Genomic DNA, 25,341 nt, shown 5'->3' with positions numbered 1-25,341 from the left:
CCGTGGGGCGCACGGTCGCCCTCGGGCTCCCTCTCGCCTTCCGGCACGGTCGATGCCGGGCCGAGGGGGCGTCGGGGGCGGCGTGACGGATGGTCAGTCCAGGCCCTGGATCCGCCGGGCGACTCGGGTGTGCTCGCGCAACTTCTCCTCCAGGTAAGGTAGTTGGAGTTCGCCGCCGTCGACGAGGACCCGGCCGCCGACGACGGTGGACCAGGCGCGGGACGGGGCGCAGCGCAGCCACGCCTCGACCGGGTCGGTGAGCGCCCCGGCCAGCGCCACCTGCGGGGTGTCCCAGACGACGAGGTCGCCGCAGGCGCCCGGGCGCAGATGGCCCAGTTCGTCGGCCCGGCCCAGGCAGCGGGCCGAGCCGCCGGTGGCGAGGCCCAGCGCGTCCCGGGCGGTCATCGCCGCCGGGCCGCCGCGGTACCGGCCGAGCAGCAGGGCGCCGCGGGCCTCCAGCCACAACGAGGCGTGGTCGGTGGAGGCGGAGCCGTCACAGCCGAGCCCGACCGGCATGCCGAGGGCGCGCATCTCCTGGACCGCCGCGGTGCCGCCCGCGATCAGCATGTTGGAGCTGGGGCAGTGCGCCACCCCGACGCCCGCCGCGGCGAGCCGGGCGCGCTCGGCCCCGTTGGGGTGGATGCAGTGCGCGACCCAGGTGCGGTCGGTCATCCAGCCGACGGACTCGAAGTACTCGACCGGACGGCAACCGTAGGTTTCCAGGCAGTACGCGTCCTCGTCCGGGTCCTCGGCGAGATGGGTGTGCAGCCGGACGTCCAGGCGCTCGGCCAACTCGGCGGTGGCGGCCATCAGTTCGCGGGTCACCGAGAATGGCGAGCAGGGCGCGAGCGCGACCCGGGTCAGCGCGCCCGGGCTCGGGTCGTGGTGGGTGCGGACCAGTCGTTCGCTGTCCGCCAGCACCTCGTCGGCGGTCTGGGTGACCGAGCGGGGCGGCAGGCCGCCGTCCTCCGTCGAGCGGGTCATCGAGCCCCGGGTGGCGTGGAAGCGGAAGCCGAGGTCGGCGGCGGTGCGGATCTGGGCGTCGATCAGGCGGGGCCGCGGGTGGACGTAGTGGTGGTCCGTCGAGGTGGTGCAGCCGCCCATGAGCAGCTCGGCGATGCCGACGTAGGTGGAGAGGTGGACGGCCTCCTCGTCGAGCGCGGCCCACAGGGGGTAGAGGGTGGTGAGCCAGGTGAAGAGGGTGCCGTTGACGGCGGGGGCGTAGGCGCGGGTGAGGTTCTGGTAGAGGTGGTGATGGGTGTTGACCAGGCCGGGGGTGACCAGGCGGCCGGTGGCGCGGAGCGTGCGGGCGGCCCGCTCCGGCTCGGTGCCGGCGTGGCCGTACGCGGTGACGCGGCCGTTCCGCAGGGCGATCCAGCCGCCGGGGATCTCGGTGTCACCGTCGACGACCAGCAGGCGGGCGTCCCGGACGAGCAGGTCGCAGCCGGCGGTTGTGCTGAAGTCTTCCTGCTGATCGGGGAGTTGGTGGTCGGGCATGGGGGCTCCTGTGAGGCGGTGTGCCGGGGCGCCGGCACGGGGCTCGGGTGCGCGCGGGGCCCTGTACCGGTGTGCTGCGCGGACACCGGATCGGCACCGCCGGGGCGACCGGCGGGCGGGCGGTCCTCCTTCCGGTCGGGTCAACTCGACGGCGGCGGGCCGTCGTTGGAGCCCTGCCCGGATTTCCGCGGGCCAGTCGCGGCGCGGGCGGGCGGCGCGGGCCGGGGTTCCGCGGGCAGTGGACGCCGCAGGACGTAGCCGCCGACCGCGACCGCCACCGCGATGACGCAGCCCGCGAAGGTCAACCCGGCGCCGCGCAGCCCCAGTTGCAGGGAGAGCGCGCCGATGCCCACCACCGGCAGGGAGATGCCGAGGTAGGCGACGAGGAAGAAGGCGGAGAGGGTGCCGCCGCGGTGTTCCGGAGGGGCGGCGGCGCTCACCGCGGTGAGCCCGGCGCGGAACGCCAGGCCCTGCCCGGTGCCGCCGCACAGCGCGCCGACGACCAGTACGGGCAGCGAGGTCACCGCGAGCGAGGTGCCGACCAGGACCAGTCCCAGCACCAGGACCAGGCAGCCGGCCGGGAGGGCGGCGCGGGTGCCGATCCGGCCGGTCAGCGACTGGCCGAGGGTGGAGCCGAGGAAGACCGTGCAGACGACCGCCCCGGAGACCGCGAGGTTGTGTTCGTCGAGGGTTTCCGCGACGAAGCTGGGGGCGACCGCGGTGAAGAGCCCCAGCAGGGCGAAGCCGGCGAACGCGGCGACCGCGGCCGGCGCGAACACCCCGCGGACCTCCGGCGGCACCACCAGCCCCTGGGGGCGCAGCGAGCGGGGGCGGTGCGGGTGCGTGACGGTCTCCGGAAGCAGCCGGGTCACCACGGTGGCGACGGCCAGCAGGAGCAGGTGGACGAGGAAGGGCAGGACCAGTGGCCGGGGCGCGTACTGGGCGAGCAGCCCGGACAGCAGCGGGCCGCAGCCCAGGCCGCCCATGTTGGCGGCGGTCGCGGCGAAGCCGGCCGCGGACTCCCGGCCGGGGCGGGCCAGTTCGAGGACGGCGGCGGTGGCGGCGCCGCTGAACAGCCCGGCGGCGAAGCCGGACAGCACCCGGCCGAGCAGCAGCAACGGCAGCCCGCCCTCGAAGAGGAAGCACAGGGCGCTGGCCGCGGACAGGCCCAGCGCGACGAACAGCACCGGGCGCCGGCCGGTGGTGTCGGAGAGGTTGCCGGCGCCGAAGAGGACGGCGATCACGCCGAGGGCGTAGGTGGCGAAGACCACGGTCACCATCAGCTCGGAGAAGCCGAGCTGTTGGCGGTAGAGCCCGTAGAGCGGGGTGGGCAGGGTCGTCCCCGCCATGCCGATCGCGAAGACGGCCGCCGCGGCGGAGCTGCCGGGCCGGCGGCCCCGGCCGGTGCGCAGGGTCATGGCGTCAACGTACCCGCGCCCCGGCCGGGTCGGAACGCGGCGGCCCCGCGCGTGGCGGGGACACCGGTCCGGTCGGCTCAGCGTCGGGTCACCGCTTGGGGGTGTTGGCGGCGGTGACGTTGACGGAGGCCCAGGCGCGGTCGACCGTCTTGTACGCGGTGCTGCCCGCGCCGTAGAGGTCCTTGGCGGCCTGGAGGGTGGCGGTCCGGGCGCCGTGGAAGTCGGTCGTGGAGACCATGTAGCGGGTGAGCGCCCGGTAGAAGATCGCCGTCGCCCTGTCCCGGCCGATGCCGGTGACCTTGGCGCCGTCGTAGGTGGGGGAGTCGTAGGCGACCTTGCCGATGGTTTTCTTGCCGCTGCCCTCGGCCAGCAGGTAGAAGGCGTGCGAGGAGACGCCGGAGCCGGCGTGCACCTCGGTGTCGTAGGTGTCCTTCGACCAGTAGTCGACGGTGCCTTCGAGCTTGTCCAGGGACGGCTTGTCCAGGCGGCGCAGGAACTTCTGGGCCAGGCCCAGCTTTTCGCCCATCAGGTAGTTCGGCGGGTTCTTGGGGTTGTTCGTGGCGAACTCCACCGCGGTGCCGAAGATGTCGGCGAGCGACTCGTTGAGCGCACCCGGCTCGCCGAACTGGTGGCCCTCGGCGTCGACGCGGGTGGGCTGGAGGTTGGCGGTGGCGTTGACCACGCCGTGGGTCAACTCGTGGCCGGTGACGTCCAGGACGACCAGCGGCTTGTTGAACAACTCGCCGTCGCCGTCGCCGTAGAGCATGCAGCCGCAGTCCGGGGACCAGAAGGCGTTGCCGACCTTCTCGCCGTAGTGGACCAGGGCGTGCGCGCCGGCGCCGTCGTTCTTGATGCCCTTGCGGCCGAAGGTCTTCTGGTAGAAGTCCAGGGTGCTGGTGATGCCGTACTGGGCGTCGACCGCGGCGGTGGTCCGGTCGGCGGTGGTGCCGTTGCCCCAGCGGTTGGTGCCGTTGGTGACGGGCTTGCCCGCGCTGAACTCGTCGAGCGCCCTGCCGCCGGCGTCGCGGGTCTCGGTGTTGCCGCGGGTGGTGTCCTTGAGCACGAAGGCGTTCTTGGCGGTCTGCGTGGTGGACAGCGGGACGGTGCCGACGAAGAGGGCGGCGCCGCTGCCGGTGGCCGGGGCCGGGTAGCGGCCGGCCGCGGGCTTGCCGGGGGCGGACGGGGTGGCGGTCGCCGCGGCGCCGGGGTTCGGGCGCTCGCCGCGCTTGCGGAGCTCGTGCAGGACGGAGGGCGACAGGAACGGCTCGTTGACCGGGACGTTGCTGAGGACCTGGCCGCTGTCGGCGTCGAGGACGACGGTGCGGGCGCCGCCGCCGTCCGCGGTGCGGCTGTCGTCGACCTGCACCTGGTAGGCGAGCGCGGTGCGGCCGTCGCGGGCGTCGACGACGAGTTGGGGCGCGCCGGCGGTGCCCTGGGCCACCGAGGCGGCCTTGGCGGCGGCCTGACGGTCGGACAACTTCGGTTGGGCGGAGGGGAGTTCGACCTCGTGGCGGGCGGCTCGGGTCACGCCCTGGTAGGTGGAGTCGGCGCCGAGGTGGATGACCAGGTCGCCGCCGAGCACCGGCATGCCGCGGTGTGTGCGGACGAACCGCACGTGTCGGCGGCCGTCGGGGTCGACCAGGGTGTCGGTGGCCTTGAGGCTGTCCTGCTTGTCGACGCCCGTCGTCGCGGAGTGCGCGTAGGCGGCGGCGCGGGCCGCGTCCACGAGCGAGGGGGTGCCGGTGGCCGAGGGGGTGGCGGGAGTGGCGGGGGCCGCGACGGCGGCGCCCGCGGTGAGGGTGGCGGCCGTGGTGACGGCCAGGGCTATCGCCAGGTGGCGGCTGCGTATGTGGGGCCTACGCACAGATTCGTTCCCTTTGCGCTGTGGGCGGCGGAATGCGCCAACCGCCCGTACACGCGGTGGTGTTGCGCACCGCGGGGGCCGTCCGGCCCCGCACAGACCCTGATATGTCTGCCATGGGCATGTAAAGAGAAATGATCAACTTTCCATGCCGAGCAATCAAAAATTGACAATTGATCAGCTATGGGTAGTCAGAAGATGACCAATCGTGTTCTGGGGGAGGGGATGCAGGGGGCCGCGCCACGGTTGCCCGGTGCGGGGCGGGAGTTGCCGGCGCGACGGAACGGCGCACGGTACGAGGCCGGGACGGCAGCTGCCGTCCCGGCCTCCAGGTGATCAGGGTGCGCGGTGGCGCCGCGCCGGCCGCTAGCCGGTGCGGAAGAGCTCCTCCAGCGACGCCTGGGCCTTTTCGCCGCCGCGGACCGCCTCGACGACGGCCTGGTGGAAGGCCCGGCTGTCCTCCTCGGAGTGGCAGGGCACGGGGCTGCCGACCATGGTGTACCAGTCCGAGGACCCGGTGTACTGGACGGCGACGTGCGCCTCGTCCTCCGACCACGTGGTGTGGATGGTCAGATCGCCCTGCATCGGGCCGACCTCCTCGGTCTGCACCGCGCCGGGGCGGGCATGGATACCCACCGTGGTCCAAGATGCCCAGGTCATGTCGTTCCCCTCGGTCACATGGGCTCCGGCCGGCAGCCGGGCGCGGTGCTTCAAGTCTGGCACTCGACGTGCGGTGGCGCACCGCATCGACGGGCCGCCACGGCTCCCCCGCATACTGTCACCATCCTCGCCACCCGGCCCTCACCGGCTCGTCACGTCGCCGTCACTCACGGTGCCGACGAACCACGTCGCGACGGCGCCCAGCGCGTCGTCCGCCGCGGGTAGCACGCCGGCCGCGCCGAGGAAACCGTGGAACGCGCCCGGGCATTCGTCCACCCGCGCCGGGACGCCGGCACGGCGCAGCGCCCGCCCGTAGGCGCGCCCCTCGTCCCGCAGCGGATCGCACGCGGGCAGCACCAGCAGCGCGGGCGGCAGACCGGTCAGGTCCGCGGCCCGGCCGGGGGCGGCGTAGGGGTGTGCCGGGTCGCCCTCCGGGCCCAGGTACTGCTCCCAGTACCAGCGCATGTGGGCCGTGGTGTGGAAGAAGCCGGTGGCGTAGTCGGCTGCCGAGCGACCGGTCAGCCGGTGGTCGAGCGCCGGGTAGAGCAGCACCTGGGCGGCGAGCGGCGGGCCGCTGCGGTCCCGGGTCATGAGGGCGACCGCGGCGGCCAGGTTGCCGCCGCTGGAGTCGCCGGCGACCGCCACCCGGGCCGCGTCGCAGCCCAGTTCGGCGGCGTGCCGGGCCGCCCACCGGGTCGCCGCGTAGGCGTCCTCGGCGGCGGCCGGAAAGCGGTCCTCCGGGGCCCGGCGGTAGTCCACCGAGACCATCACCGCGCCGGTGCGACGGGCGAGTTGGCGGCACAGCCCGTCGTGGGTGTCCAGGTCGCAGAGCACCCAGCCGCCGCCGTGGAAGAAGACGACCAACGGGCGCGGGCCGGCGGCGGGGGCGGTGGGCCGGTAGATCCGCACCGGGAGGGCGGGGGCGCCGGGCGGCCCGGGGACGGTGCGGTCGACCGAGGTCGCCCCGCCGCTCTCCGGTTCGGGAGGGTCGGCCCGGGAGGCGCGGCGCAGCGCCGCGGCGTCCAACGGGCCGCGCGCCGGGTCCGGGAAGCCCGCGGCCATCGCGTCCACGATCCGCCGGGCCAGCGGGCCGAGCGGATCGTGGACGCCCGCCGCGGGTCGGTGCGGGGTGCCGGTCATCGGGTGGTCAGCCCCCCGTCCACCGCGAACTCCGCGCCGGTGACGTACCCGGACGCGTCGGACGCCAGGAAGCGGACCAGCTCGGCCACCTCGTCCGGGCGGCCGACCCGGCGCAGGGGCACCCGCGGCCATTCCTGTTCGCCGGGGGCCGGGCCCAGCACGTCCGCCACCATCGGGGTGTCGATCACGCCCGGGTGGACCGAGTTGACCCGGATCCGGTCCGCCGCCAGGTCCAGCGCGGCGGACCTGGTCAGCCCGCGCAGCCCGAACTTGCTCGCCCCGTACGCCGCGTGGCCCGGGATGCCGCGGAGGCCGGCCGTCGAGGAGATGTTGACGATCGAGCCGCCGCCCGCCTCCCGCAGCGCGGGGACGACCGCCCGGATGCCCAGGAACGGGCCGAGCAGATTGACCCGCAGCAGGCGGTCGAAGTCCTCCTCGGTCTCCTGGTCGACCGGCGCGGTGCGCCACAGCGCGGCGTTGTTCACCAGGACGTCCAGCCGACCGAAGGCGGCGACCGCGGTCTCCACCACCGCCCGCCAGCCGTCCGCCTCGGTGACGTCGTGCCGCACGAAGCGGGCCGCGTCGCCGAGTTCGGCGGCGAGCGCCCGCCCCTCCTCCTCGCGGACGTCGCCGAGCACCACCCGGGCGCCCGACGCCACGAACAACCGGGCCTCGGCCGCGCCCTGCCCGCGCCCGGCCCCGGTGACGACCGCGACCCTGCCGTCCAGCCGCACCCCGTCGCCGGTCATGCCCGCGCCTTTGGGGCCCGGAAGTGCGGGATGACCGTCTCGCCCCAGTGCCGGATGGTCTCCAGGCACACCTCCTGCGGCACGGTGCCCATCTGGATCAGGCACATCACCTCGTCCACCCCGATCTCCCGCAACCGCCCGACGTAGGCGAGGGCGTCCTCGGCGGTGCCGTAGGCGTGCCGGGCGTTGTAGGTGCCGGTGTCGACGGGGCGGGCCGGGATGTCGGCCTCGTGCAGCCTGGCGACCAACTCCTCGCGGCCCTGCGCCAGTGCGGCCACGTGGTCGTCGTGCTCGTCGTGGACGGTGGGCGCCGGGCCGTTGCCGTACCAGTGGGCGATCGCCTCGGCGAAGAACCGCTGGCCGCGGGTGCCGACGCGGTACGCGGCGGCGCCGTCGTCCAGCACCACGGTCGGGCAGAGCGCGGCGAAGTGGTCGTTGGCCGCGTCGGAGACGAAGCGCTCGCCGGTGCGGGTGGCGATCGCCTCGTCGTAGACCTCGCGCATGGTGCGCACGTCGTCGGCGCCGGCGAACCCCAACACCAGGGCACCGATGCCCAGTTCGGCGGCCAGCTTGAGGGTGTCGTGCTTGCTGCACGCCATGAACAGCGGCGGGTGCGGGGCCTGTACGGGCCGGGGAAGGATCGCGCCGGGGCCGATGTCGAGGGAGCCGTGCCACTCGAAGGTGTCGTTCCGCCAGGCATTGCCGACGATCCGCAGCGCCTCCTCCAGCTGCGGATAGGTGTCCTCGGGGCGGACCCCGAACATCGCCATCTCCTGCGCGGTGGCGCCCCGTCCGGCACCGAGGTCCACCCGGCCGCCGGAGAGCACGTCGAGCATCGCGGCCCGTTCGGCGACCCGGACCGGGTGCTGGTAGCCGAACGGCATGGTGACCACGCCGTGGCCGATCCGGATCCGGGACGTCCGGGCGGCGACCCAGGTCAGGAAGATCTCCGAGGCGCTCAGGTGCGCGTACTGGGTGAGCGAGTGGTGTTCCACCGCCCAGATGCGGTCGAAGCCCATCTCCTCGGCGTAGACGGCCTGTTCGACGCAGTCGTGGATGACCTGGCGCTCCCGTTCGGGCGTGGGATCGGCGAGCTGGGCCTCGAAGATCATCGAGAACTTCACGGAACTGCCTCCTCGTTCTGGAGGGGGAGTGGAGTATCTCTAATCGGAATATGTCTAGCAGGAACACGAGAGGAAGGGGAAGGGGCCTGACGATGTCCCGTCGGGCCCGGCCCGCGAGGCCGTAGACTGCGGAGCGTGACGGAGAAGAAGGCGCACGGGGCCGGGGACGACGTGGAGCGCCCGGCGCTGCCGGCGACCAGTTGGGCGGTGCTCGGACTCCTCTCGTTCGGCGAGGAGTTGTCCGGTTACGACCTCAAGAAGTGGTCGGACTGGTCGCTGCGCTCGTTCTACTGGAGCCCGTCGTTCAGCCAGATCTACGGCGAGCTCAAGCGCCTGGAGAAGGTGGGCTACGTCAGCTCCCGGATGGTCGCCCAGGAGACCGGCAACCGCGACAAGCGGGTGTACGTCATCACCGACGACGGCATGGCGGCGGTCCGGCGGTGGGCGCGTGAGGCCCCGGTGGAACCGCCGGTCCTCAAGCACGGGGTGATGCTGCGGCTGTGGCTGGGGCACCTGTTGGAGGCCGACCAGATGCGCGACGTGCTGGGTCGGCACCGCGAGTACGCCGAGACGATGCGCCGGCGCGCCGAGGCCGACGCCGAGGGTGCCCGCGCCGACGCGGCATGGGCCTATCCCGCGCTCGTCCTGAAGTGGTCCGAGCGCTTCTACGCCTCCGAACGCGACCTGGCCGACGCGATGTTGGCCGACCTCGACGAGCTGGCGGCCGCGGACAGCACCGACACCGAGACCCGCAAGCACCCGCAGGCGCGCCGGAAGTAGAGCAACGGGCCCACCACACAAGGCCGTTCGGGGGGCATGTCTTCCAGCGCCCACCCCCACTCACCAACACCGCACCCCAACTCCCCCTGCGCCGAAGGCGCAAACAGCAACCCCCACGGCGGGACAGCCGAAGACGCGCGATCAACCGGCCAGCACCCGCGCCCGACACTCGCCGGGACCACCCCACGCATCCCGCAACGGCCGCGCCTTCCGAATCCACAGCGAAAGATCCGGCTCGTCGGTATAGCCCACCGCACCGTGCAACTGGAGGGCGGCGCGCGCCGCGGCATAACCCGCCTCACCGGCCGCCACCTTCGCCGCGGCCACCTCCGCCCCGGCCGACAGGCTGCCCGCCCCGGCCAACGCCGCATCGTTGGTGAACGCCAACGCCCCCGCGTAGACCAACGGCTCGGCGAACTCCACCCCCATCAACGCATCCGCCAGCCTGTGCTTGACCGCCTGGAAGGATCCGATCGGCCGCCCGAACTGGGTGCGCTGGCGCACGTATGCGACCGTTCGGGCCAGCAGTGCCCGCCCCACCCCGACCGCCTGGGCGGCGGTGAGCAGCCGCGCGAGGTCGGTCGCGTGCCGGGCGGCCTCGGTGACCGCGGGGCCCCGGGCGAGCACGGTGCCGCCCAGCGGACGCGCGAGCCGCCGGGCCGGATCGAGTCCGGGCTGCACCGGCCCGTGGGCCTTGGTCCGGCAGAGCGTATCGCCCCGGACGACCAGCACGGTGTCGACGGCGTCCGCGTCCAGCGCGAACGGCTCGCCGTCCGCGCACAGTCCGACGACCGCGTCCCCGGCGGCGATCCGCGGCAGCCAGTCACCGGCCGCGGCGCCGTCGCCCAACCGGTGCAGAAAGGCCGCCGCCGCAACAGTCTCCACCAGCGGTCCGGGAACCGCGTGCCGTCCCAACTCGACGAAGGCGACGGCGAGTTCGAGGGGCAGCGAGCCCATGCCGCCGTGCTCCTCCGGTACCGCGAGGGCGAACACCCCGGTCCCGGCGAGCCGGGCCCACAGGTCGCGGCCGGGCTTGTGCTCGCCGGCGGCCCAGGCGCGGGCGGCGGCCGGGGCGTCGGCCGCCCCCAACAGGGAGTCCAGGGTGCGGCCGAACTCCCGCTGCTCGTCGGTCAGCAGGAAGCGCATCGGCGGTGCCCTCCCGCAAGGCCGGCCCGGGGCGCCCCGCCCCGGCGCGTGCGCATGCTCATGCCCTGGCCTCCTTCGGCAGGCCGAGCAGCCGCTCGGCGATGATGTTGCGCTGGATCTCGTTGGTGCCGGCGTAGAGGGGGCCGGCGAGGGAGAAGGTGTAGCCCTCGGCCCAACTGCCGTGCGCGGGCGCGTCGTCGGCGTCGTCGGCGAGGGCGCCGTACGGGCCGAGCAGGTCCAGCGCGGTCTCGTGGAGGGCGATGTCCAGCTCCGACCAGAAGACCTTGTTGAGACTGGATTCCGCGCCCAACGTGCCGCCGGCGGCGATGCGGGAGGCGTTGGCGTAGGTGAAGAGCTGATAGGCGCGGGCGCCGATCACCGCGTCGGCGACCCGGTCGCGCAGCGCGGTGTCGGTGGGGTCGGCGGTCTCCCGCCACAGCGCGGTGAGCCGGTCGGCGGCCGCGGTGAAGCGGCCTGGGCTGCGCAGGGTCAGCCCGCGCTCGTTGCCGGCGGTACTCATCGCCACCCGCCAGCCCTGGCCCGGCTCGCCGACGACGTCCTCGTCCGGGACGAAGACGTCGTCGAGGAAGAGCTCGGCGAAGGCCGGTTTGCCGTCTAGCCGGCCGATCGGACGGACCGTCACCCCCGGTGCGTCCAGCGGGAACATCAGATACGTCAGGCCCTGGTGCGGGCGCGGGGCGCCCGGTTCGCTGCGGAACAGGCCGAACGCGCGGTCGGCGAAGGCGGCCCGGGACGACCAGGTCTTCTGGCCGCGCAGCAGCCAGCCGTCGTCGGTGCGGACGGCGGTGGACCGCAGGGCGGCCAGGTCCGAGCCGGCCTCGGGTTCGGACCATGCCTGGGCCCAGACGACCTCACCGTTTGCCATCGGCCCGAGGACGCGGGCGCGTTGGTCCGGGGTGCCATGCTCGAAGAGGGTGGGGGCGAGCAGGTTGATGCCGTTCTGGCTGACCCGGCCGGGGGCGCCCGCGGCGTAGTACTCCTCCTCGAAGACCAGCCACTGGAAGAGGGTGGCGTCCCGACCGCCGTGCTGGGCCGGCCAGGAGACCACCGACCAGCGGTCGGCGGCGAGTTGGGCCTCCCAGGCGCGGTGCGCGGCGAAGCCCTCGCGGGTCTCCAGGGACGGCAGCGGCGTCGTGGGGACGTGCGCGGCGAGCCAGGCACGGGCCTCGGCCCGGAACGCGGCGTCGGCGTCGCTTGCGTCCAGGTCCATCAGGAACCGGCCTCCTTCATCTTCGCGATGTCCATCCCGCCGAGCGGGTCCCGGGCGGTCTCGGCGTTGTGGGCGTGCGCGAGGTGGTGCAGTCCGAAGACCGAGTCCAGGCCGGGGTGCAGGCCCTGGAGGTCCTCGGCCTGGTTGACCGCGCGCTTGGTCAGTGCCAGTCCCATCCGCGGCATCTCGGCGATCCGCTCGGCCAACTGCCGTGTGTGCTGGCTCAGTTCGGTGCGCGGGACGACGCGGTTGACCATGCCCAGTTCGTACGCCCGTTGCGCCGGCATCCGTTCGCCGGTGTAGAGGAACTCCTTGGCGATCCGCGGGGGCATCACCCACGGATGGGCGAAGTACTCGACGCCGGGGATGCCCATCCGGACGACCGGGTCGGCGAAGAAGGCGTCGTCGGCGGCGACGATCAGGTCGCAGATCCAGGCGAGCATCAACCCGCCCGCCACGCAGGCCCCTTGGACCGAGGCGATCACCGGCTTGGGCAGCTCCCGCCAGCGGCGGCACATCCCGAGATAGACCTCGGACTCGCGTGCGTAGCGGCTCTCCGCGCCGGCCTTGTCCGAGTGGTCCCACCACAGTCCGGCCCTGCGGTCGAAGGGGAGGTGGGCGTCCCGTCCGGGGCTGCCGATGTCGTGGCCGGCGGAGAAGTGCCGGCCCTCGCCGGCCAGTACCACGACCTTGACCCCGTCGTCGTCCGCGGCGCGGTAGAAGGCGCGGTCCAGGGCGTAAGTCATCGCGGAATTCTGGGCGTTGCGGTAGTCCGGGCGGTTCATGGTGACGGTGGCGACCGGGCCTTGCCGGGCGTAGCGCACCACGGGCGTCTCTTCGCCGGCGGTCATCGGCGACTCCTTCCCTAACAAGTGTTTGGTAGATTAATGTACGGCCATGAGTAGCGTCGAGGCCCCCGCCACCGTCGAGAGCTTCCGCACCGAGATCCGCGACCGGCGGGGCCTGGACTGCCCCCTCGCCACCGCCGGGCCCGACGAACTCGGCGACTGGCAGCGGCACTTCCTCATCTCCCGTGCCGACACCCGCTATGCGGGCTCCGGCGAGATCCAGCGGGACATCGTCGCCGAGCGGGGGCTCGGCCTGCCCAGGGAGGCGAAGCCATGACAACGCCGTCGTATGTGTCCGGACACGAGCTGCTCGCGGGGCGGACGGCCGTGATCACCGCCGCCGCCGGGGCCGGGATCGGCGGGGCCACCGCCCGCCGGTTCCTGGAAGAGGGCGCCCGGATCGTCGTCGGGGACGCACACGCCCGGCGGCTGGCCGAGAGCGCGGCCGCGCTGGCCGAGGAGTTCGGGCCCGACCGCGTCGCCGGGCTGCCGTGCGACGTGACGGACGAGGAGCAGGTGGCGGCGCTCTACGCGCTCGCCGAGGAGCGGCACGGCCGGCTCGACATCGTGGTCAACAACGCCGGACTCGGCGGCACCGCCGACCTCGTCGACATGACCGACGACCAGTGGGCGAAGGTCCTCGACGTCACCCTCAACGGCACCTTCCGCTGCACCCGGGCCGCGCTGCGCCGGATGAAGGCGACCGGCGCGGGCGGCGTGGTCGTCAACAACGCCTCCGTGGTGGGCTGGCGTGCCCAGCGCGGCCAGGCCCACTACGCCGCCGCCAAGGCCGGCGTGATGGCGCTGACCCGCTGTGCCGCCATGGAGGCCGCCGAGTACGGCGTGCGGATCAACGCGGTCGCGCCCAGCCTGGCCATGCACCCGCACCTGGTGAAGGTCACCACCCCCGAGCTGCTGGCCGAGCTGACCGAGCGGGAGGCGTTCGGCCGCCACGCCGAGCCCTGGGAGGTGGCCAACGTGATCGTCTTCCTGGCCGGCGACTACGCCTCGTACATGACCGGGGAGACCGTCTCGGTCAGCTCCCAACATGCCTGACGAGCGCCGCGGCCAACTCCTCGCCACCGCCGCGGAGGTGTTCGCGGCGCAGGGCTACAGCGCGACCACCGTCCGGCAGATCGCCGACGCCGCCGGCCTGCTCGCCGGCAGCCTCTACTACCACTTCGACTCCAAGGAATCGATGGTCGACGAGATCCTCACCGCCTTCCTGGACGAGCTGCGGGCCGGTTACGACGCGGTCCTGGCGGCCGGACTCGGCCCGCGGGAGACCATCGAGTCCCTGGTCACCGAGTCGTTCCGGCAGATCGACCGACACCGCCCCGCGGTCGCGATCTACCAGAAGGAGGCCCAGCACCTCGCCGACCGGCACCCGCGCTTCGGCTACCTCGCCGACGCCCGCCGGCGCTTCGCCCGGGCCTGGCTCGGCACCCTGGAACGCGGGGTGGCCGACGGGGTCTTCCGCGCCGACCTCGACCCCCGGCTGACGTACCGGTTCGTCCGCGACACGGTCTGGGTCGCCGCCTCCTGGTACCGGCCGGGCGCACAGCACGCCCCCGAGGAGATCGCCCGCCAGTACCTGTCCATCGTGCTGGACGGCATCGCCTTGCGGAGCTGACCGGCACGTCCGCAGAATCTGACCAAGGACCAAGGAGTTCACCATGTCCGAGGCATACATCGTCGACGCGGTCCGCACCCCGGTGGGGAAGAAGGGCGGCGGACTGTCCGCCGTCCACCCGGCCGACCTCGGGGCGCACGTGCTGACCGCGCTGGTCGCGCGGACCGGGATCGATCCGGCCGCGGTGGAGGACGTCGTCTTCGGCTGCCTGGACACCGTCGGGCCGCAGGCCGGGGACATCGCCCGGACCAGTTGGCTGGCCGCCGGGCTGCCGGAGGAGGTGCCCGGCGTCACCGTCGACCGGCAGTGCGGCTCCTCGCAGCAGGCGCTGCACTTCGCCGCCCAGGGCGTGCTCTCCGGCACCCAGGACCTGGTCGTCGCCGGCGGGGTGCAGAACATGTCGCAGATCCCGATCGCCTTCGCCAGCCGCCGGGCCGCCGAGCCGCTCGGCCTCACCCAGGGCCCGTTCGCCGGCTCCGAGGGCTGGCGGGCCCGCTACGGCGACCAGCCCGTCCACCAGTTCCACGGCGCCGAACTGATCGCCACCAAGTGGGGCATCTCCCGCCGGGACATGGAGGAGTTCGCGCTCCGCTCCCACCAACGGGCGGTCCGCGCCCAGGACGAGGGCCGCTTCGACCGCGAGATCGTCGCCTACGGGGGCGTCGCCGCCGACGAGGGCCCCCGGCGCAACACCTCACTGGAGAAGATGGCCTCGCTGGCCCCCGTCGTCGAGGGCGGCCGGCTGACCGCCGCGGTCTCCTCGCAGGTCTCCGACGGTGCCGCCGTCATGCTGCTCGCCTCCGAGCGGGCGGTGGCCGAGCACGGCCTGACCCCGCGGGCCCGCATCCACCACCTCTCGGTCCGCGGCGAGGACCCGATCCGGATGCTGTCCGCGCCGATCCCCGCCACCGCGCACGCGCTGAAGAAGACCGGGCTGACCCTCGACGACATCGATCTGGTCGAGATCAACGAGGCGTTCGCACCGGTGGTGTTGGCCTGGCTGAAGGAGACCGGAGCCGCACCGGAGCGGGTCAACGTCAACGGCGGCGCCATCGCCCTCGGCCACCCGCTGGGCGCGACCGGCGCCCGGCTGATGACCACGCTGCTCAGCGAACTGGAGCGCACCGGGGGACGGTTCGGCCTCCAGGTCATGTGCGAGGGCGGCGGCCAGGCCAATGCGACGATCGTCGAGCGGGTGTGACAGGACGTCAAAACATCGGAAACGCAGGGAAATTCGCGGACTGGTGGTCCGGGCTGGCGCAGCGGTGGTGCGTCGATCCGGGCCGTCGTCGTGACAGGTGTCCGGGTGTCCAGGCGTCCCGGCGCCCTGGCGTCTGGACGGGCGGTCAGCGGGGAAGATCCGCCAACGTCCGGTGTGCCTCGGCCATGACCCGGTCGACCAGTTCGGCGCACGACGGGAGGTCCTCGATCACCCCGGCGACCTGGCCGGAGGCCATCACGCCGAGGTCCGTGCGGCCGTCCACCATCGACGCCTTGAGCAGCATCGGGGTGTTGGCCGCCAACAGCACCTGACTCCAGGTCAGGTCCCGGCCGTGCTTCATCGCCAGTCCGTCGCGGACCAGTTGGGCCCAACCCAGCCCGGACAGTTTCCGGAACGACGCGGCGTGCCGTACCGCCGTCAGCAGCGCGGCGGCGCGTCCGGACCGTTCCAGGGACGCGACCAGTTCGCTGCGCAGCATCCGGTGGGGCAGCCCGTCGACCTTGGTGGTGACGGTGACGTCCTTGACCGCCGCCGCCAGATAGCGGGCCTGGACGGCCGGTGGCACGGTGCTGTCCGAGGTCAGCAGGAAGCGGGTGCCCATGGCGATCCCGGCTGCCCCGTAGGCGAGCGCGGCGACCAGGCCCCGGCCGTCGAAGAACCCGCCCGCGGCGATCACCGGGATGTCGACCGCGTCCACGACCTGGGGCAACAGCACGGTGGTGGCGACGCTCCCGGTGTGCCCGCCGCCCTCGCCGCCTTGGACGACCACCGCGTCGGCTCCCCAGGCCGCGACCTTCTCGGCGTGCCGCCGGGCGCCGATGGACGGGATGACCACCACCCCCGCGTCCTTGAGGCGGGCGATCAGCTCCCGGGACGGCGCCAGCGCGAAGGAGGCGACGCGCACGCCCTCGTCGATGATGATCCGGACCCGCTCGGCCGCGTCGCCCGCGTCCGCCCGGAGGTTGACCCCGAACGGCCGGTCCGTACGGGACGCCACCTCCCGGATCGCCGACCGCAGTTGCCCGGGGGGCATGGTCGCCGAGGCGAGGATGCCGAGCGCGCCCGCGTTGGCGGCGGCGGAGACCAGCCGGGGGCCGGCCACCCAGCCCATCCCGGTCTGCACGAGGGGATGCCGCACTCCGACCAGCTTCGTCAGCGGGGTGGCGAGGACGGGGGCCTCGCCGGCGTCGGCCCCCGCGGTCGCGGTGCCCCCGGTGGTCATGCCGGCACCTCGCGGTCGCGGAGCCCCTGCGGATCGATCACCTCGCGGATCAACCGCAGCTCCTCGGTGGTCGGTTCGCGGGTGGACGGCACCTCGTCCGGGCGGGCGAGTTCGAAGCCGGTGGCGTCCAGCACCTCCTCGACGGTGACGCCGGGGTGCACCGACGCCAGGCGCATCGAGTGGTCCGGGGTGGCGAAGTCGAGGACGCCGAGGTTGCTGACCACCCGCGGGATGCGGTGGTAGCGGGTGGCGGACGGTCCGGCGGCCGCCGCGTTGTCGTAGCCGACACCGCAGACCATGTCGACCCGCTCGACGAAGACCCGACGGGAGTGCCTGGGAACCCAGTAACTCGTCGGGTTGTTGAGGGAGTTGACGGGCGCGCCGCGGACACCGAGCAGCTGCCGGGTGGGCCGCTCCCAGTCACCGATGCAGGAGATGTTCTGGTTGCCGAACCGGTCGAGCTGACTGGCGCCCATCATCACGTGCCGTTTGCCGCCGGTGACCATGGCCAGGTGCTGGCGGTAGGGCAGCCAGCCCTCGGCCCGCCCGTCCAGGTCGACCAGCAGCGCCTCGCCGTCGGTGAGCAGCAGGTCGGGGGAGAAGGTGCGCTTGGCGAGCCGGGCGCCGATGGACGGGACGGTGCCCATCGGACTGGCGAGCACCTCGCCGTTGTCGCGCCAGGCATCGGCGCAGGCGAGCACGGCGTATTCGGCGCGACTGGTCATCGCTTCTCCTCGTGCCAGGTCTGGACGGCCGACTGGTAGTCCTTCTCGTCCCCGTGCAGGAACCGCGCGGCGAACTCGGGCCAGGGCGTGGCCGCATAGAGCTTCAGAAACGCCTCGTCGCGGTCGTAGTCCGGCACACAGGAGGTGAAGTGCGCGCCGTGCGGGGTCGCCACGACGCCGGTGACGGCATGGCGTTTGATCAGCAGGGTCTGCGGGGCGGTGGCGCCGAAGTCGTCCACCACCCGCTCGCAGGAGACATAGGCGGTGTCCGCCGCCGCGCAGAACAGGTCGTCGAAGTACGGGTCGGGGCCCAGGTACTGGCCGTTGCCGAGCCGGTCGGCGCGGTTGACGTGGACCAGCGCCGCGTCCATCCGCAGCGCGGGCGCGGCGACGAAGGTCTCGCCGTCCTCGTACGGCGAAGTGACCGTCCGCAGCTCGGGGTTGACCCGCATCACGTCCGAGCCCAGGCCGGCCCGGACGGGGAGGAACGGCAGCCGGTTGGCGGCCGCGTGCAGCCCCCACATGAACATCGCCTCGTCGAGCTCCCGCAGCGCGAACGCGCCCTGCTGGCGGGCCGCGCGGAAGTGCGGCTCCAGGGGTACCGAGTCGAGGGTGACGAACGCGGTGACCAGCCTGCGGATCTTCCCCGCGGCCGCCAACAGCCCCACGTCCGGCCCGCCGTAGGAGATCACGGTCAGATCGGTGACGTCGGACCGCAGCAGCGCCCGCACCAGCGCCATCGGCTTGCGGCGGGCGCCCCAGCCGCCGATGCCCAGGGTCATGCCGCTGCGCAGGCGCGCCACCACGTCCTCGGGGGCCATGGTCTTGTCGGTCATGAGCGTGCCTCCTTGCCGGCTGTGCCGAAGGCGTCGCGGACCCGGTCCGCGACCCCGCTGAGGTTGGCCTCGAAGGTGAAGCCCTGCTCGAAGCGGTAGCTGCGGCGGACGTCGACCGGGTCGATGCCGTTGAGGGCGGCCTTCGCGAGCCGCAGCAGGTAGCCGTCCTTGCGTGCGATCTCCCGCGCCAACTCCGTTGCTGCGCCGCGGAGTTCGTCCCTCGGCACCACCCTCCACACCGAACCGTGCGCGTGCAGCTCGTGCGCGGTGGCGGTCCGCGAGGTGAAGTACAGCGCGCGCATGAGGTGTTGGGGCACCAGCCGGGCGAGGTGGGTGGCGGCGCCCAGCGCGCCGCGGTCCAACTCCGGCAGCCCGAAGGTCGCGTCCTCGCTCGCCACGATCGCATCGGCGTTGCCGACCAGGCCGATGCCGCCGCCCAGGCAGAAGCCGTGCACGGCGGCGACCACCGGCACCGCGCAGTCGTAGACCGCGGCGAACGCCTCGGCGCAGCCGCCGTTGGCGCCGAGCAGCGCCCCGTGACCGCCGGTCGCGGTGTCCCGTTGCATCTCCTTGATGTCCACGCCGGCGTTGAACCCGCTCCCCTCGGCGGTGAGCAGCACGCAGCGGACGGCGGGGTCGCGACCGGCGGCCCGGACCGCGTCGGCGAGGTCGTACCAGCCTTGTACGGGAAGGGCGTTGACCGGCGGGAAGTCGACGGTGACGGCCGCGACGCCCCGGTCGGGCGCGGAGGTGGAGACACCCATGAGCAGATCAGCTACCTTTCCACCAAGCGTTTGTTAGGTAGCGAAGTTAGCAGCGGATCGCCCGCCGCGGGAGGTACCGGTTGTCCCTCACCCTCGATCTGACCGGACGCGTCACCGTCGTCACCGGCGGCACCAGGGGCGTCGGCGCCGGCATCGCCCGCGCGTTCCTCCGGGCCGGCGCGGAGGTCGTCGTCTGCGCCCGCCGACCACCGTGGGACCCCGTCGCCGCAGACGGCCACACCGCCCGCTTCCTCCCCCTCGACCTGCGCCAACCCGACGCCGTCCGGGCCTTCTTCGGCGCCGTCGCCGCCGACCACGGACGCCTGGACTGCCTGGTCAACAACGCCGGCGGGACCCCCTACCGGCTCCTCGACGAGTCCACCGCCGAACGCCACGCCCGGGTCCTCGAACTCAACCTGACCGCCCCCCTGACCGCCTCGCTCGCCGCGTACGAGGTGATGCGCCGACAGCCGGACGGCGGCTCGGTGATCATGATCGGCAGCGTCAGCGGCACCCGCCCCTCACCCGGCACCGCCGCCTACGGCGCCGCCAAGGCCGGCCTGGACAACCTGGCCCGCTCGATGGCCGTCGAATGGGCCCCGCACGTCCGCGTCAACACCGTCGTCCTCGGCATGGTCCGCACCGAACTGGCCGCCGTCCACTACGGGGACGAGGCGGGCGTCGCCGCGGTCGAGGCCACCGTGCCGCTCGGCCGGCTCGCCGAACCCGCCGAGATCGGCGACGCCTGCGTCTTCCTCGCCTCCGGCCGCGCCGGCTACGTCAGCGGTGCCAGCCTGCTCGTCCACGGCGGTGGGGAACGCCCCGCCTTCCTCGACGCCGCCACCGTCAACCACCCCAAGGAGCCTTGAGATGACCGGAATCTGCACCGGACGCGTCGCCGCCGTCACCGGGGCCGGCCGCGGCCTGGGGCGCGCCCACGCCCGCGCGCTCGCCGCCGAGGGCGCCGCCGTCGTCGTCAACGACCTGGGCGTGGCGGCCGACGGCGCCGGCGGCTCCGCCGGGCCCGCCCAGCAGGTCGTCGAGGAGATCCGGGCGCACGGCGGCCGGGCCGTCGCGCACACCGGCGACATCACCACCGACGAGGGCGCCGCCTCCCTCGTCGCCACCGCCCTGGACGCCTTCGGCCGCCTGGACGCGCTGGTGAACAACGCCGGCTTCCTGCGCGACCGGATGCTGGTCAATCTCGCCGAGGACGACTGGGACGCGGTGATGCGGGTCCATCTCAAGGGCCACTTCCTCCCGTTGAAGCACGCCGCCGCGCACTGGCGCGCCGAATCCAAGGCGGGGCGCACGCCCGACGCCCGGGTCGTCAACACCAGCTCCGGCGCCGGGCTGTTGGGCAGCGTCGGCCAGGCCAACTACTCCGCGGCCAAGGCCGGCATCCTCGGCCTGACCCTGGTCGCCGCCGCCGAACTCGCCCGCTACGGCGTCCAGGTCAACGCCCTCGCGCCGGCGGCCCGCACCCGCATGACGGAGCGCACGTTCGCGGCGGCGATGGCGCCCGTCGAGGGCGCGTTCGACGCGATGGCCCCGGAGAACGTTTCGCCGCTCGTGGTCTGGCTCGCGTCGGCCGAGAGCGCCGGCGTCACCGGGCGCGTCTTCGAGGCCGAGGGCGGCCGCATCACCGTGATGGAAGGCTGGCGACCCGGCCCGACGGCGGACAAGGGCGCACGGTGGGCCCCGGCGGAGGCGGGCGCCGCGGCCCGCGAGCTGCTCGCGGCGGCGGAGCCGGGGCGGGCGGCGTACGGAGTGAACTGAGCCTTCCCACGATGTTGGCCTCCCCGCCGTGGGGGTTGCTGTCTTTGCGCCTGCGGCGCGGGCGTTGTTGTCCGCTGCGCGGGCGGTGCCGCTGCGCGGGGCTGTCGGGGTGCGGTGACGGGCCTCCGGGGCAGGGTGTTCGGACTGCTTCGCTTTACGTCCGAACACCCTGCCCCTCCGGCCCGTCCCCTCCCGGGGAGGGGTGGGAAAAACCGGTGAGTGCCACGTCCCCTCCGGTGGGCCAACTCGGCTCTCTGGACTGAGTGGTGGCCGTCAGGGGCACCAACGACCGTTGCCAGAATGACGCGTCTGGACGGTCAGGGGACCACGAGGATCAGCCGTCGCCCAGAGACCCGCCCCCGCAGCCGACAGCCCCGCGCAGCGGATCAACGCGTCTGCGCCGCAGGCGCGAAGACAGCAACCCCCACGGCGGGGCAGCCGACAACGTGCGGGGCAAGACAGAGGCGCGGGCCAAGACAGAGGCGCGGCGCCGTTACAAATGGGGGAGGTTGACGACGACCGCCTCCTGCGTGCTGCGGGCGATCACCACCACCGCCTCCTCCTCGGGGTGGGGGTTCTCCTCGCGGTGCGGGACGTACGGCGGGACGAAGACATAGTCGCCGGGAGAGGTCAGCAGGCGGATCTCCTCGCCCGACTCGTCGGCGAAGACGAACTCCGGGTTGCCCCGGACGACGTAGATGGCCGTTTCCGAGTGGCCGTGGTGGTGGTTCGCGGAGGAGGTCGCGGGAGCGACATGCGTCTGGCCCATCCAGAGGCGTTCCGAGCCGACCCGTTGCCCGCTGATCGCGGCGAAGCGCCGCATGCCGCCGGTCTGTGCGGTGTCTCCGTCGAGCGCGTCGGCACGGACGTGGTGCAGGCGCGCCCGTAGCGGTGCGGGATCGTCCCGGTCGGTGGCGGGGGAGTCGGTCAGGTGCGGGTGGAAGGCGTCGCCCGGCGTCGCGCCGGCGGGCGACGGGTCGGGCGGAAGAGCGTGGTCGGGCGCCGTCATGGCGTTCCTCCTCGAGGCGACGGGCTTAGCCGATCGCCACATGCTCCCATCGGCTCGCGGACCTCCGTGGCCCTTCGGCCGTGACCGCCGCGTTGACGCGGAACGGCCACGGCAGCAGGACCGGCGAGGGGCGGCCGGGCGCGACCGTGCGCCGGGACGAGCCGCCGGGGCCGGGGGTCGAGTGGGAGTCCGGGGCGGCGGTGCAACCGGCGGCGGCGAGGGAGGCGGCGGCCAGTGCGGTGGTGAGGAGGGGCGAGATGCGGCGCACGGTCTCACGGTGGGGGACGGGCCGCGGGGCGCCAAGCGACGCGCCGGGCGGTCACGCGGACGAACGACAGGGGTGGGCCCCGGCAGGTCCGTGCCGGGCGGCCGGGCCCGGCTCCGGTTAGCGTCGAGTCGACGTCGGGCGAGGGAGAGGTGGGCGCGTGGCCATCTGGGCGGCCGTCGTGTTCGCGGTGCTCGCGGCGGGGTGCAACGCGCTGTCCACCGTGCTCCAGCGCCGCGCGGCGCGCACCGTGCCGGTCTCCCCGCGGCTCCGGTTCGGGCTGATCGCCGATCTGTTGCACCGCGCGGTGTGGCTCGCGGGGATGCTGATGGTGTTGCCGGCCGCCGCGTTCCAGGCGCTGGCGCTGCTGCTGGGCCCGCTGTCGGTGGTCCAGCCGATCTTCGTGCTGGAGCTCCCGTTGGCGCTGCTCATCGCCCGGGTGTTGCTGCGCGGGCCGACGCCGGCGCGGATCTCCCCGGCCGGTTGGCTCGGGGTGGGGCTGATGGTGCTGGGGCTGGCGACGGCGCTGGGCGCCGCGGCGCCCACGGGCGGCCGTGACTACGCGCCGCTGAGCCGTTGGGTGCCCGCGCTGATCGCCTGCGTCTCGATGATCTGCGTGACGGTCGCCGCGGGGCTGCGCCGCGGGGCCGGCAGCGTCCGCGCCGCCTGCTTCGGGGCGGCCGCCGCGGTCGGCTACGCGCTCACCGCCGCGCTGCTCAAGGACGCCACGCACAGTTGGCAGCACGGCGGACCGGCCGAGTTCTTCACGTCCTGGCAGAGCTACGGCTTCGCGGTCAGCGGCGTCGTGGCCCTCTTCATGATGGAGAACGCCATGCAGTCCGGGCCGTTGACCGCCTCCCAGCCGGTGCTCACCCTGGGGGACGCGCTGGTCAGCCTGTCCCTGGGGGTCACCCTCTTCAACGAGCGGGTCCGGGCCGGTTGGTGGCTGATCCCGGAGGCGGTGGGCGTCGGCCTCGTCCTGTGGGGCGCGGTGCTGCTCTCCCAGGTGTCGCTCGCCCGCGACCTGGCGACCGGTCAGGCCGGTGAACCGCTGCCCCGGCCGCCGCGCGCCCGGTCCCGGCGCCGGGATTGACCGGTCAGCCCGCGTACGCGGGGGCGAGGGCCGACGTCATCAGCCGCCGGGCGGTGCCGGTGCCGTCGGCCGGGACGGTCCACAGGTCCGAGCCGTAGTCGCCGGGCAGCGCGTAGTCGAGGGTGTGGTCGTCGGACCAGAGGGCCTGGTCGTCGATGTTGCGGCGCTCGGCGGTGGCGGTCTCCCGCAGGGTGGCGAGGTCGAGGACGTACAGCCGCCAGGGGGCGTCCGGGGAGGCGCCCAGGACGCGCTTCTTGTACGCGATGCGGGTGCCGTCGGGGGAGAGCGAGGGACATTCGACGTTGGGGTGGAGGGTGGTGAGGGTGCGGGTGGTGCGGTCGCCGCGGACGAGGTAGGTGTGGCCGGCGGTGGCGAGGGTGGCGTAGAAGCGGGTGTCGTCGGCGAAGGTGACGCCCCAGATGTTGATGTCCGAGGCGTGGTACGGGTGGCCGTCCTTGATGACGGCGTACTCCTCCAGGTTGTCGTCCAGCGCCCAGGTGCGGGTGTCGGCGAGCGCGGTGCGGGTGGAGAAGGCGGTGCCCGCGTACGAGTCGCCGCTGACGAAGACGGTCCAGGCGACCGTGTGGCCGGAGGGGGAGACCCGGGCCCGGGTGGGGATGCCGGGCGCGGGGAAGCGGTGCCGCTCGCGGAGGTGGGCGTCGAGCACCACCGCCCGGTAGCTGTCGGTCAGCGCGCCGCGCTCGGCCTGGAGGCAGATGCCGGTGCCGGCGGCGGCGTGGAAGCGCAGGCACCGCACGCCGGAGGCGGTGCGCGGGCCGTCGGGGCGGCCGGCCGGCACCGTGGCGAGCTCGTCGCGGTGCGGGCCCCAGGCCAGGTTGCGCACCAGCAACTGCCGCCCGCCGGACGGGCGGAGGGTGACCGCGCCGGCGCGGACCGGCGGGCCGCCCGCCTGCTGCCGGTCGCGCACGGCGGACCGGTCGGCGGCCCGCAGCACCGCCGCGGTGCCGACCGTCCCCAGCAGCGCCACCGCGAGCAGCAGCACGGTCAGGCGGGTCGTGCGGTTCATCGAAGTGCTCCTTCGGGGGTGCGGTGGTCGTCGTCGGTGCCGGCGGTCCGGAGCAGGCGCGCGGCGAGCAGGGCAGCGACGGCCAGCGCCGCCGCGGCGACCGCCAGCGCGGCCCGCCCGTCCCACCGGCTCCAGGCCGCGCCGAACGCCAGCGAGCAGACGAACCGGGCCAGGGCCTGGCCGGTGCCCACCAGGGCCTGCCCGGCGCCCAGGTGCTCCGCCGGGACCGCGCCGGCGGCCGCGGCCGCCAACACCCCGTCGGTGGCGGCGTAGAAGGCGCCGTGCAGCACCAGCACCGCGACCACCGTGGCCGGGCCGCGCGACGGGCCGAGCACCAGCCCGTACGCCAGGAGCAGCGCGGCGTGGCCGGCCAGGAAGAGCCGGCGGCGGCCGACCCGGTCGGCCAGGGCGCCCAACGGGACGGCGAGCAGCAGGAAGACCGCGGCGGTGCCGAGCGGCAGCAGCGGGAACAGGCCGGCGGGCACGCCGAGTTCGCGCTGGAGGAGGAGGTACAGGAAGGCGTCGCTGACGGTGGTCAGGCCGAGCAGCGCGGCGCACAGCGTCAGCCGTCGGAGTTCGGGGCGGCGCAGCAGGGCCAGCGAGTCGCGCAGTGCGGGCCGCGGGGAAGCGGGGGCGGGGGTGCGGGCGGCGCCCGCGCGGGCGGGGACGAAGAGCACCAGTACCAGCACGCCCAGCGCCGCCACACAGGCGCTGACGGTGAACACCGCGTCGTACCCGTCCACCGCGACCCGCAGCACCGCGAACGCGACCAGCGGGCCGAGCAGCGCGCCGGCGGTGTCCATGGCGCGGTGCACCCCGAACGCCCGGCCGCGCTGCTCCGGCGCGCTGGCCAGCGAGATCATCGCGTCCCGGGGCGCGGTGCGCAGCCCCTTGCCGGCCCGGTCCACGGCCAACACGGCGCCGATCGCCGGCAGTCCCCGGGCGATCAGCAGCAGCGGCTTGCACACCGCCGACAGGCCGTAGCCGATCCCGGCGACCACCTCGTGCCGGCGCCCGCCGCCGTCCGCGAGGTGGCCCCCGGCGAGCCGGACCAGCGCCCCCACCCCGTTGTTGAGGCCGTCCAACAGGCCGAAGCCGAGCGGTGACAGGCCGAGCGCGGTGATGACGTACAGCGGGAGGACCGCGGTGACCATCTCCGCGGAGACGTCGGTGATCAGGCTGACCGCGCCGAGCGCCAGCACCGTGCCGGGCACCGCGGGCCGCCGCCCCGGACGGGTGCGGTCCGGGGCGGCGGCGGTACCCGGGTCGGGCGCCGGGTCGGCGGTGCGGGAGTCCGCGAGGTACACCGGCG

General features: G+C 74.1%; 25 protein-coding genes and 1 pseudogene. 8 read left to right on the top strand and 18 right to left on the bottom strand.

All coding sequences use genetic code 11. The features are described from left to right. Positions 1-93: 93 nt before the first annotated feature. From ACIQU6_RS24785 to ACIQU6_RS24755, 7 genes are all read right to left on the bottom strand, one after another. Positions 94-1,497, bottom strand: coding sequence for an 8-oxoguanine deaminase (locus ACIQU6_RS24785; protein ID WP_403483865.1), 1,404 nt, complete (start codon positions 1,495-1,497; stop codon positions 94-96). Between the two features lie 140 nt (positions 1,498-1,637). After that, positions 1,638-2,915 (bottom strand): MFS transporter, encoded by a 1,278-nt coding sequence (locus ACIQU6_RS24780; protein ID WP_403483864.1) that lies wholly within the window; start codon positions 2,913-2,915, stop codon positions 1,638-1,640. An 88-nt stretch (positions 2,916-3,003) separates the two neighbouring features. Continuing rightward, on the bottom strand, positions 3,004-4,779 hold the full coding sequence (locus tag ACIQU6_RS24775) for a M4 family metallopeptidase (RefSeq protein WP_403483863.1): 1,776 nt from the start codon (positions 4,777-4,779) through the stop codon (positions 3,004-3,006). Between the two features lie 363 nt (positions 4,780-5,142). After that, positions 5,143-5,436 carry a hypothetical protein gene (locus tag ACIQU6_RS24770; RefSeq protein ID WP_274911754.1) on the bottom strand — a complete coding sequence of 98 codons (294 nt, stop codon included), beginning with the start codon at positions 5,434-5,436 and terminating at the stop codon, positions 5,143-5,145. Between the two features lie 141 nt (positions 5,437-5,577). Further along, on the bottom strand, positions 5,578-6,576 hold the full coding sequence (locus tag ACIQU6_RS24765) for an alpha/beta hydrolase (protein ID WP_403483862.1): 999 nt from the start codon (positions 6,574-6,576) through the stop codon (positions 5,578-5,580). After that, the gene (locus tag ACIQU6_RS24760) at positions 6,573-7,325 is read right to left on the bottom strand and encodes a glucose 1-dehydrogenase (RefSeq protein WP_403483861.1); all 753 of its coding nucleotides are present in this window, start codon (positions 7,323-7,325) and stop codon (positions 6,573-6,575) included. Before ACIQU6_RS24760 ends, ACIQU6_RS24765 begins: the two co-directional genes overlap by 4 nt. Continuing rightward, a complete protein-coding gene (locus ACIQU6_RS24755) occupies positions 7,322-8,449 on the bottom strand; it encodes an LLM class flavin-dependent oxidoreductase (protein ID WP_403483860.1) in 1,128 nt (375 codons plus the stop codon). The genes ACIQU6_RS24760 and ACIQU6_RS24755 overlap by 4 nt, the downstream gene beginning before the upstream one ends. Positions 8,450-8,584: 135 nt before the next feature. Here ACIQU6_RS24755 and ACIQU6_RS24750 point away from each other — a divergent pair, with 135 nt between their 5' ends. Next, positions 8,585-9,229 (top strand): PadR family transcriptional regulator, encoded by a 645-nt coding sequence (locus tag ACIQU6_RS24750; protein WP_403483859.1) that lies wholly within the window; start codon positions 8,585-8,587, stop codon positions 9,227-9,229. Between the two features lie 141 nt (positions 9,230-9,370). On the opposite strand, the gene ACIQU6_RS24745 is transcribed toward ACIQU6_RS24750, so the two are convergent. From ACIQU6_RS24745 to ACIQU6_RS24735, 3 genes are read right to left on the bottom strand one after another with little or no spacing between them, the layout of a single operon-like run. Continuing rightward, on the bottom strand, positions 9,371-10,375 hold the full coding sequence (locus tag ACIQU6_RS24745) for an acyl-CoA dehydrogenase family protein (RefSeq protein WP_403483858.1): 1,005 nt from the start codon (positions 10,373-10,375) through the stop codon (positions 9,371-9,373). Positions 10,376-10,433: 58 nt separating this feature from the next. Then, positions 10,434-11,606 (bottom strand): acyl-CoA dehydrogenase family protein, encoded by a 1,173-nt coding sequence (locus ACIQU6_RS24740; protein ID WP_403483857.1) that lies wholly within the window; start codon positions 11,604-11,606, stop codon positions 10,434-10,436. Then, a complete protein-coding gene (locus ACIQU6_RS24735; RefSeq protein ID WP_403483856.1) occupies positions 11,606-12,457 on the bottom strand; it encodes an enoyl-CoA hydratase in 852 nt (283 codons plus the stop codon). Before ACIQU6_RS24735 ends, ACIQU6_RS24740 begins: the two co-directional genes overlap by 1 nt. A 139-nt stretch (positions 12,458-12,596) precedes the next feature. Here ACIQU6_RS24735 and ACIQU6_RS24730 point away from each other — a divergent pair. The 4 genes and pseudogenes from ACIQU6_RS24730 to ACIQU6_RS24715 all read left to right on the top strand — a co-directional run. Beyond that, positions 12,597-12,731: pseudogene (locus ACIQU6_RS24730) on the top strand (acyl-CoA dehydrogenase); the annotation flags it as partial. Then, entirely contained in the window at positions 12,728-13,510 is a 783-nt protein-coding gene (locus ACIQU6_RS24725; RefSeq protein ID WP_403483855.1) for an SDR family oxidoreductase, read from the top strand. The pseudogene ACIQU6_RS24730 and the gene ACIQU6_RS24725, both read left to right, overlap by 4 nt. After that, positions 13,503-14,087, top strand: coding sequence for a TetR/AcrR family transcriptional regulator (locus ACIQU6_RS24720; RefSeq protein ID WP_403483854.1), 585 nt, complete (start codon positions 13,503-13,505; stop codon positions 14,085-14,087). The genes ACIQU6_RS24725 and ACIQU6_RS24720 overlap by 8 nt, the downstream gene beginning before the upstream one ends. A gap of 43 nt (positions 14,088-14,130) precedes the next feature. Then, a complete protein-coding gene (locus ACIQU6_RS24715) occupies positions 14,131-15,288 on the top strand; it encodes an acetyl-CoA C-acetyltransferase (protein WP_403483853.1) in 1,158 nt (385 codons plus the stop codon). A gap of 145 nt (positions 15,289-15,433) precedes the next feature. Here the strand turns inward: ACIQU6_RS24715 and ACIQU6_RS24710 are convergent, their stop codons facing one another. Genes ACIQU6_RS24710 through ACIQU6_RS24695 form a run of 4 tightly spaced genes read right to left on the bottom strand, consistent with a single transcriptional unit; the run spans position 15,434 to position 18,856 of the window. Further along, complete coding sequence (locus ACIQU6_RS24710) at positions 15,434-16,531, bottom strand: NAD(P)H-dependent flavin oxidoreductase (RefSeq protein ID WP_403483852.1); 1,098 nt, start codon at positions 16,529-16,531, stop codon at positions 15,434-15,436. Beyond that, positions 16,528-17,256, bottom strand: coding sequence for a CoA-transferase subunit beta (locus tag ACIQU6_RS24705; RefSeq protein ID WP_403483851.1), 729 nt, complete (start codon positions 17,254-17,256; stop codon positions 16,528-16,530). The genes ACIQU6_RS24710 and ACIQU6_RS24705 overlap by 4 nt, the downstream gene beginning before the upstream one ends. Then, entirely contained in the window at positions 17,253-18,092 is an 840-nt protein-coding gene (locus ACIQU6_RS24700; RefSeq protein ID WP_403483850.1) for a CoA transferase subunit A, read from the bottom strand. Before ACIQU6_RS24700 ends, ACIQU6_RS24705 begins: the two co-directional genes overlap by 4 nt. Next, positions 18,089-18,856, bottom strand: coding sequence for an enoyl-CoA hydratase family protein (locus ACIQU6_RS24695; protein WP_403483849.1), 768 nt, complete (start codon positions 18,854-18,856; stop codon positions 18,089-18,091). The genes ACIQU6_RS24700 and ACIQU6_RS24695 overlap by 4 nt, the downstream gene beginning before the upstream one ends. An 80-nt stretch (positions 18,857-18,936) precedes the next feature. On the opposite strand from ACIQU6_RS24695, the gene ACIQU6_RS24690 reads away from it, so the two are divergent. Together ACIQU6_RS24690 and ACIQU6_RS24685 are read left to right on the top strand one after the other, a co-directional pair. After that, positions 18,937-19,725 carry an SDR family oxidoreductase gene (locus ACIQU6_RS24690; RefSeq protein WP_403483848.1) on the top strand — a complete coding sequence of 263 codons (789 nt, stop codon included), beginning with the start codon at positions 18,937-18,939 and terminating at the stop codon, positions 19,723-19,725. A gap of 1 nt (position 19,726) precedes the next feature. Next, complete coding sequence (locus ACIQU6_RS24685) at positions 19,727-20,635, top strand: SDR family oxidoreductase (protein ID WP_403483847.1); 909 nt, start codon at positions 19,727-19,729, stop codon at positions 20,633-20,635. A gap of 493 nt (positions 20,636-21,128) precedes the next feature. Here the strand turns inward: ACIQU6_RS24685 and ACIQU6_RS24680 are convergent, their stop codons facing one another. Both ACIQU6_RS24680 and ACIQU6_RS24675 read right to left on the bottom strand, forming a co-directional pair. Beyond that, complete coding sequence (locus tag ACIQU6_RS24680) at positions 21,129-21,644, bottom strand: cupin domain-containing protein (protein ID WP_403483846.1); 516 nt, start codon at positions 21,642-21,644, stop codon at positions 21,129-21,131. Between the two features lie 25 nt (positions 21,645-21,669). Next, a complete protein-coding gene (locus tag ACIQU6_RS24675; RefSeq protein ID WP_403483845.1) occupies positions 21,670-21,912 on the bottom strand; it encodes a hypothetical protein in 243 nt (80 codons plus the stop codon). Positions 21,913-22,069: 157 nt separating this feature from the next. Here ACIQU6_RS24675 and ACIQU6_RS24670 point away from each other — a divergent pair, with 157 nt between their 5' ends. Beyond that, positions 22,070-23,002: a DMT family transporter gene (locus ACIQU6_RS24670; protein WP_403483844.1), complete on the top strand. Its 933-nt coding sequence runs from the start codon at positions 22,070-22,072 to the stop codon at positions 23,000-23,002. A 4-nt stretch (positions 23,003-23,006) separates the two neighbouring features. On the opposite strand, the gene ACIQU6_RS24665 is transcribed toward ACIQU6_RS24670, so the two are convergent. Further along, positions 23,007-24,029: a TolB-like translocation protein gene (locus ACIQU6_RS24665; RefSeq protein ID WP_403483843.1), complete on the bottom strand. Its 1,023-nt coding sequence runs from the start codon at positions 24,027-24,029 to the stop codon at positions 23,007-23,009. Next, on the bottom strand, positions 24,026-25,336 hold the full coding sequence (locus ACIQU6_RS24660; RefSeq protein ID WP_403483842.1) for an MFS transporter: 1,311 nt from the start codon (positions 25,334-25,336) through the stop codon (positions 24,026-24,028). Before ACIQU6_RS24660 ends, ACIQU6_RS24665 begins: the two co-directional genes overlap by 4 nt. Between the last annotated feature and the right edge of the window lie 5 nt (positions 25,337-25,341).

The organism is Streptomyces sp. NPDC090442, from assembly GCF_044769405.1.
GTDB lineage: Bacteria > Actinomycetota > Actinomycetes > Streptomycetales > Streptomycetaceae > Streptomyces.
The sequence above is the reverse complement of the archived record's forward strand: the minus strand, read 5'-3'. Positions and strand labels throughout refer to the sequence as shown.

Excerpts from the sequence above, each read along its gene's own strand:
- ACIQU6_RS24785 (WP_403483865.1), bottom strand. The coding sequence starts at position 1,497 with ATGCCCGACCACCAACTCCCCGATCAGCAGGAAGACTTCAGCACAACC.
- ACIQU6_RS24780 (WP_403483864.1), bottom strand. The coding sequence starts at position 2,915 with ATGACCCTGCGCACCGGCCGGGGCCGCCGGCCCGGCAGCTCCGCCGCG.
- ACIQU6_RS24770 (WP_274911754.1), bottom strand. The coding sequence starts at position 5,436 with ATGACCTGGGCATCTTGGACCACGGTGGGTATCCATGCCCGCCCCGGC.
- ACIQU6_RS24765 (WP_403483862.1), bottom strand. The coding sequence starts at position 6,576 with ATGACCGGCACCCCGCACCGACCCGCGGCGGGCGTCCACGATCCGCTC.
- ACIQU6_RS24760 (WP_403483861.1), bottom strand. The coding sequence starts at position 7,325 with ATGACCGGCGACGGGGTGCGGCTGGACGGCAGGGTCGCGGTCGTCACC.
- ACIQU6_RS24745 (WP_403483858.1), bottom strand. The coding sequence starts at position 10,375 with ATGCGCTTCCTGCTGACCGACGAGCAGCGGGAGTTCGGCCGCACCCTG.
- ACIQU6_RS24740 (WP_403483857.1), bottom strand. The coding sequence starts at position 11,606 with ATGGACCTGGACGCAAGCGACGCCGACGCCGCGTTCCGGGCCGAGGCC.
- ACIQU6_RS24735 (WP_403483856.1), bottom strand. The coding sequence starts at position 12,457 with ATGACCGCCGGCGAAGAGACGCCCGTGGTGCGCTACGCCCGGCAAGGC.
- ACIQU6_RS24725 (WP_403483855.1), top strand. The coding sequence starts at position 12,728 with ATGACAACGCCGTCGTATGTGTCCGGACACGAGCTGCTCGCGGGGCGG.
- ACIQU6_RS24720 (WP_403483854.1), top strand. The coding sequence starts at position 13,503 with ATGCCTGACGAGCGCCGCGGCCAACTCCTCGCCACCGCCGCGGAGGTG.
- ACIQU6_RS24715 (WP_403483853.1), top strand. The coding sequence starts at position 14,131 with ATGTCCGAGGCATACATCGTCGACGCGGTCCGCACCCCGGTGGGGAAG.
- ACIQU6_RS24710 (WP_403483852.1), bottom strand. The coding sequence starts at position 16,531 with ATGACCACCGGGGGCACCGCGACCGCGGGGGCCGACGCCGGCGAGGCC.
- ACIQU6_RS24705 (WP_403483851.1), bottom strand. The coding sequence starts at position 17,256 with ATGACCAGTCGCGCCGAATACGCCGTGCTCGCCTGCGCCGATGCCTGG.
- ACIQU6_RS24700 (WP_403483850.1), bottom strand. The coding sequence starts at position 18,092 with ATGACCGACAAGACCATGGCCCCCGAGGACGTGGTGGCGCGCCTGCGC.
- ACIQU6_RS24695 (WP_403483849.1), bottom strand. The coding sequence starts at position 18,856 with ATGGGTGTCTCCACCTCCGCGCCCGACCGGGGCGTCGCGGCCGTCACC.
- ACIQU6_RS24685 (WP_403483847.1), top strand. The coding sequence starts at position 19,727 with ATGACCGGAATCTGCACCGGACGCGTCGCCGCCGTCACCGGGGCCGGC.
- ACIQU6_RS24680 (WP_403483846.1), bottom strand. The coding sequence starts at position 21,644 with ATGACGGCGCCCGACCACGCTCTTCCGCCCGACCCGTCGCCCGCCGGC.
- ACIQU6_RS24665 (WP_403483843.1), bottom strand. The coding sequence starts at position 24,029 with ATGAACCGCACGACCCGCCTGACCGTGCTGCTGCTCGCGGTGGCGCTG.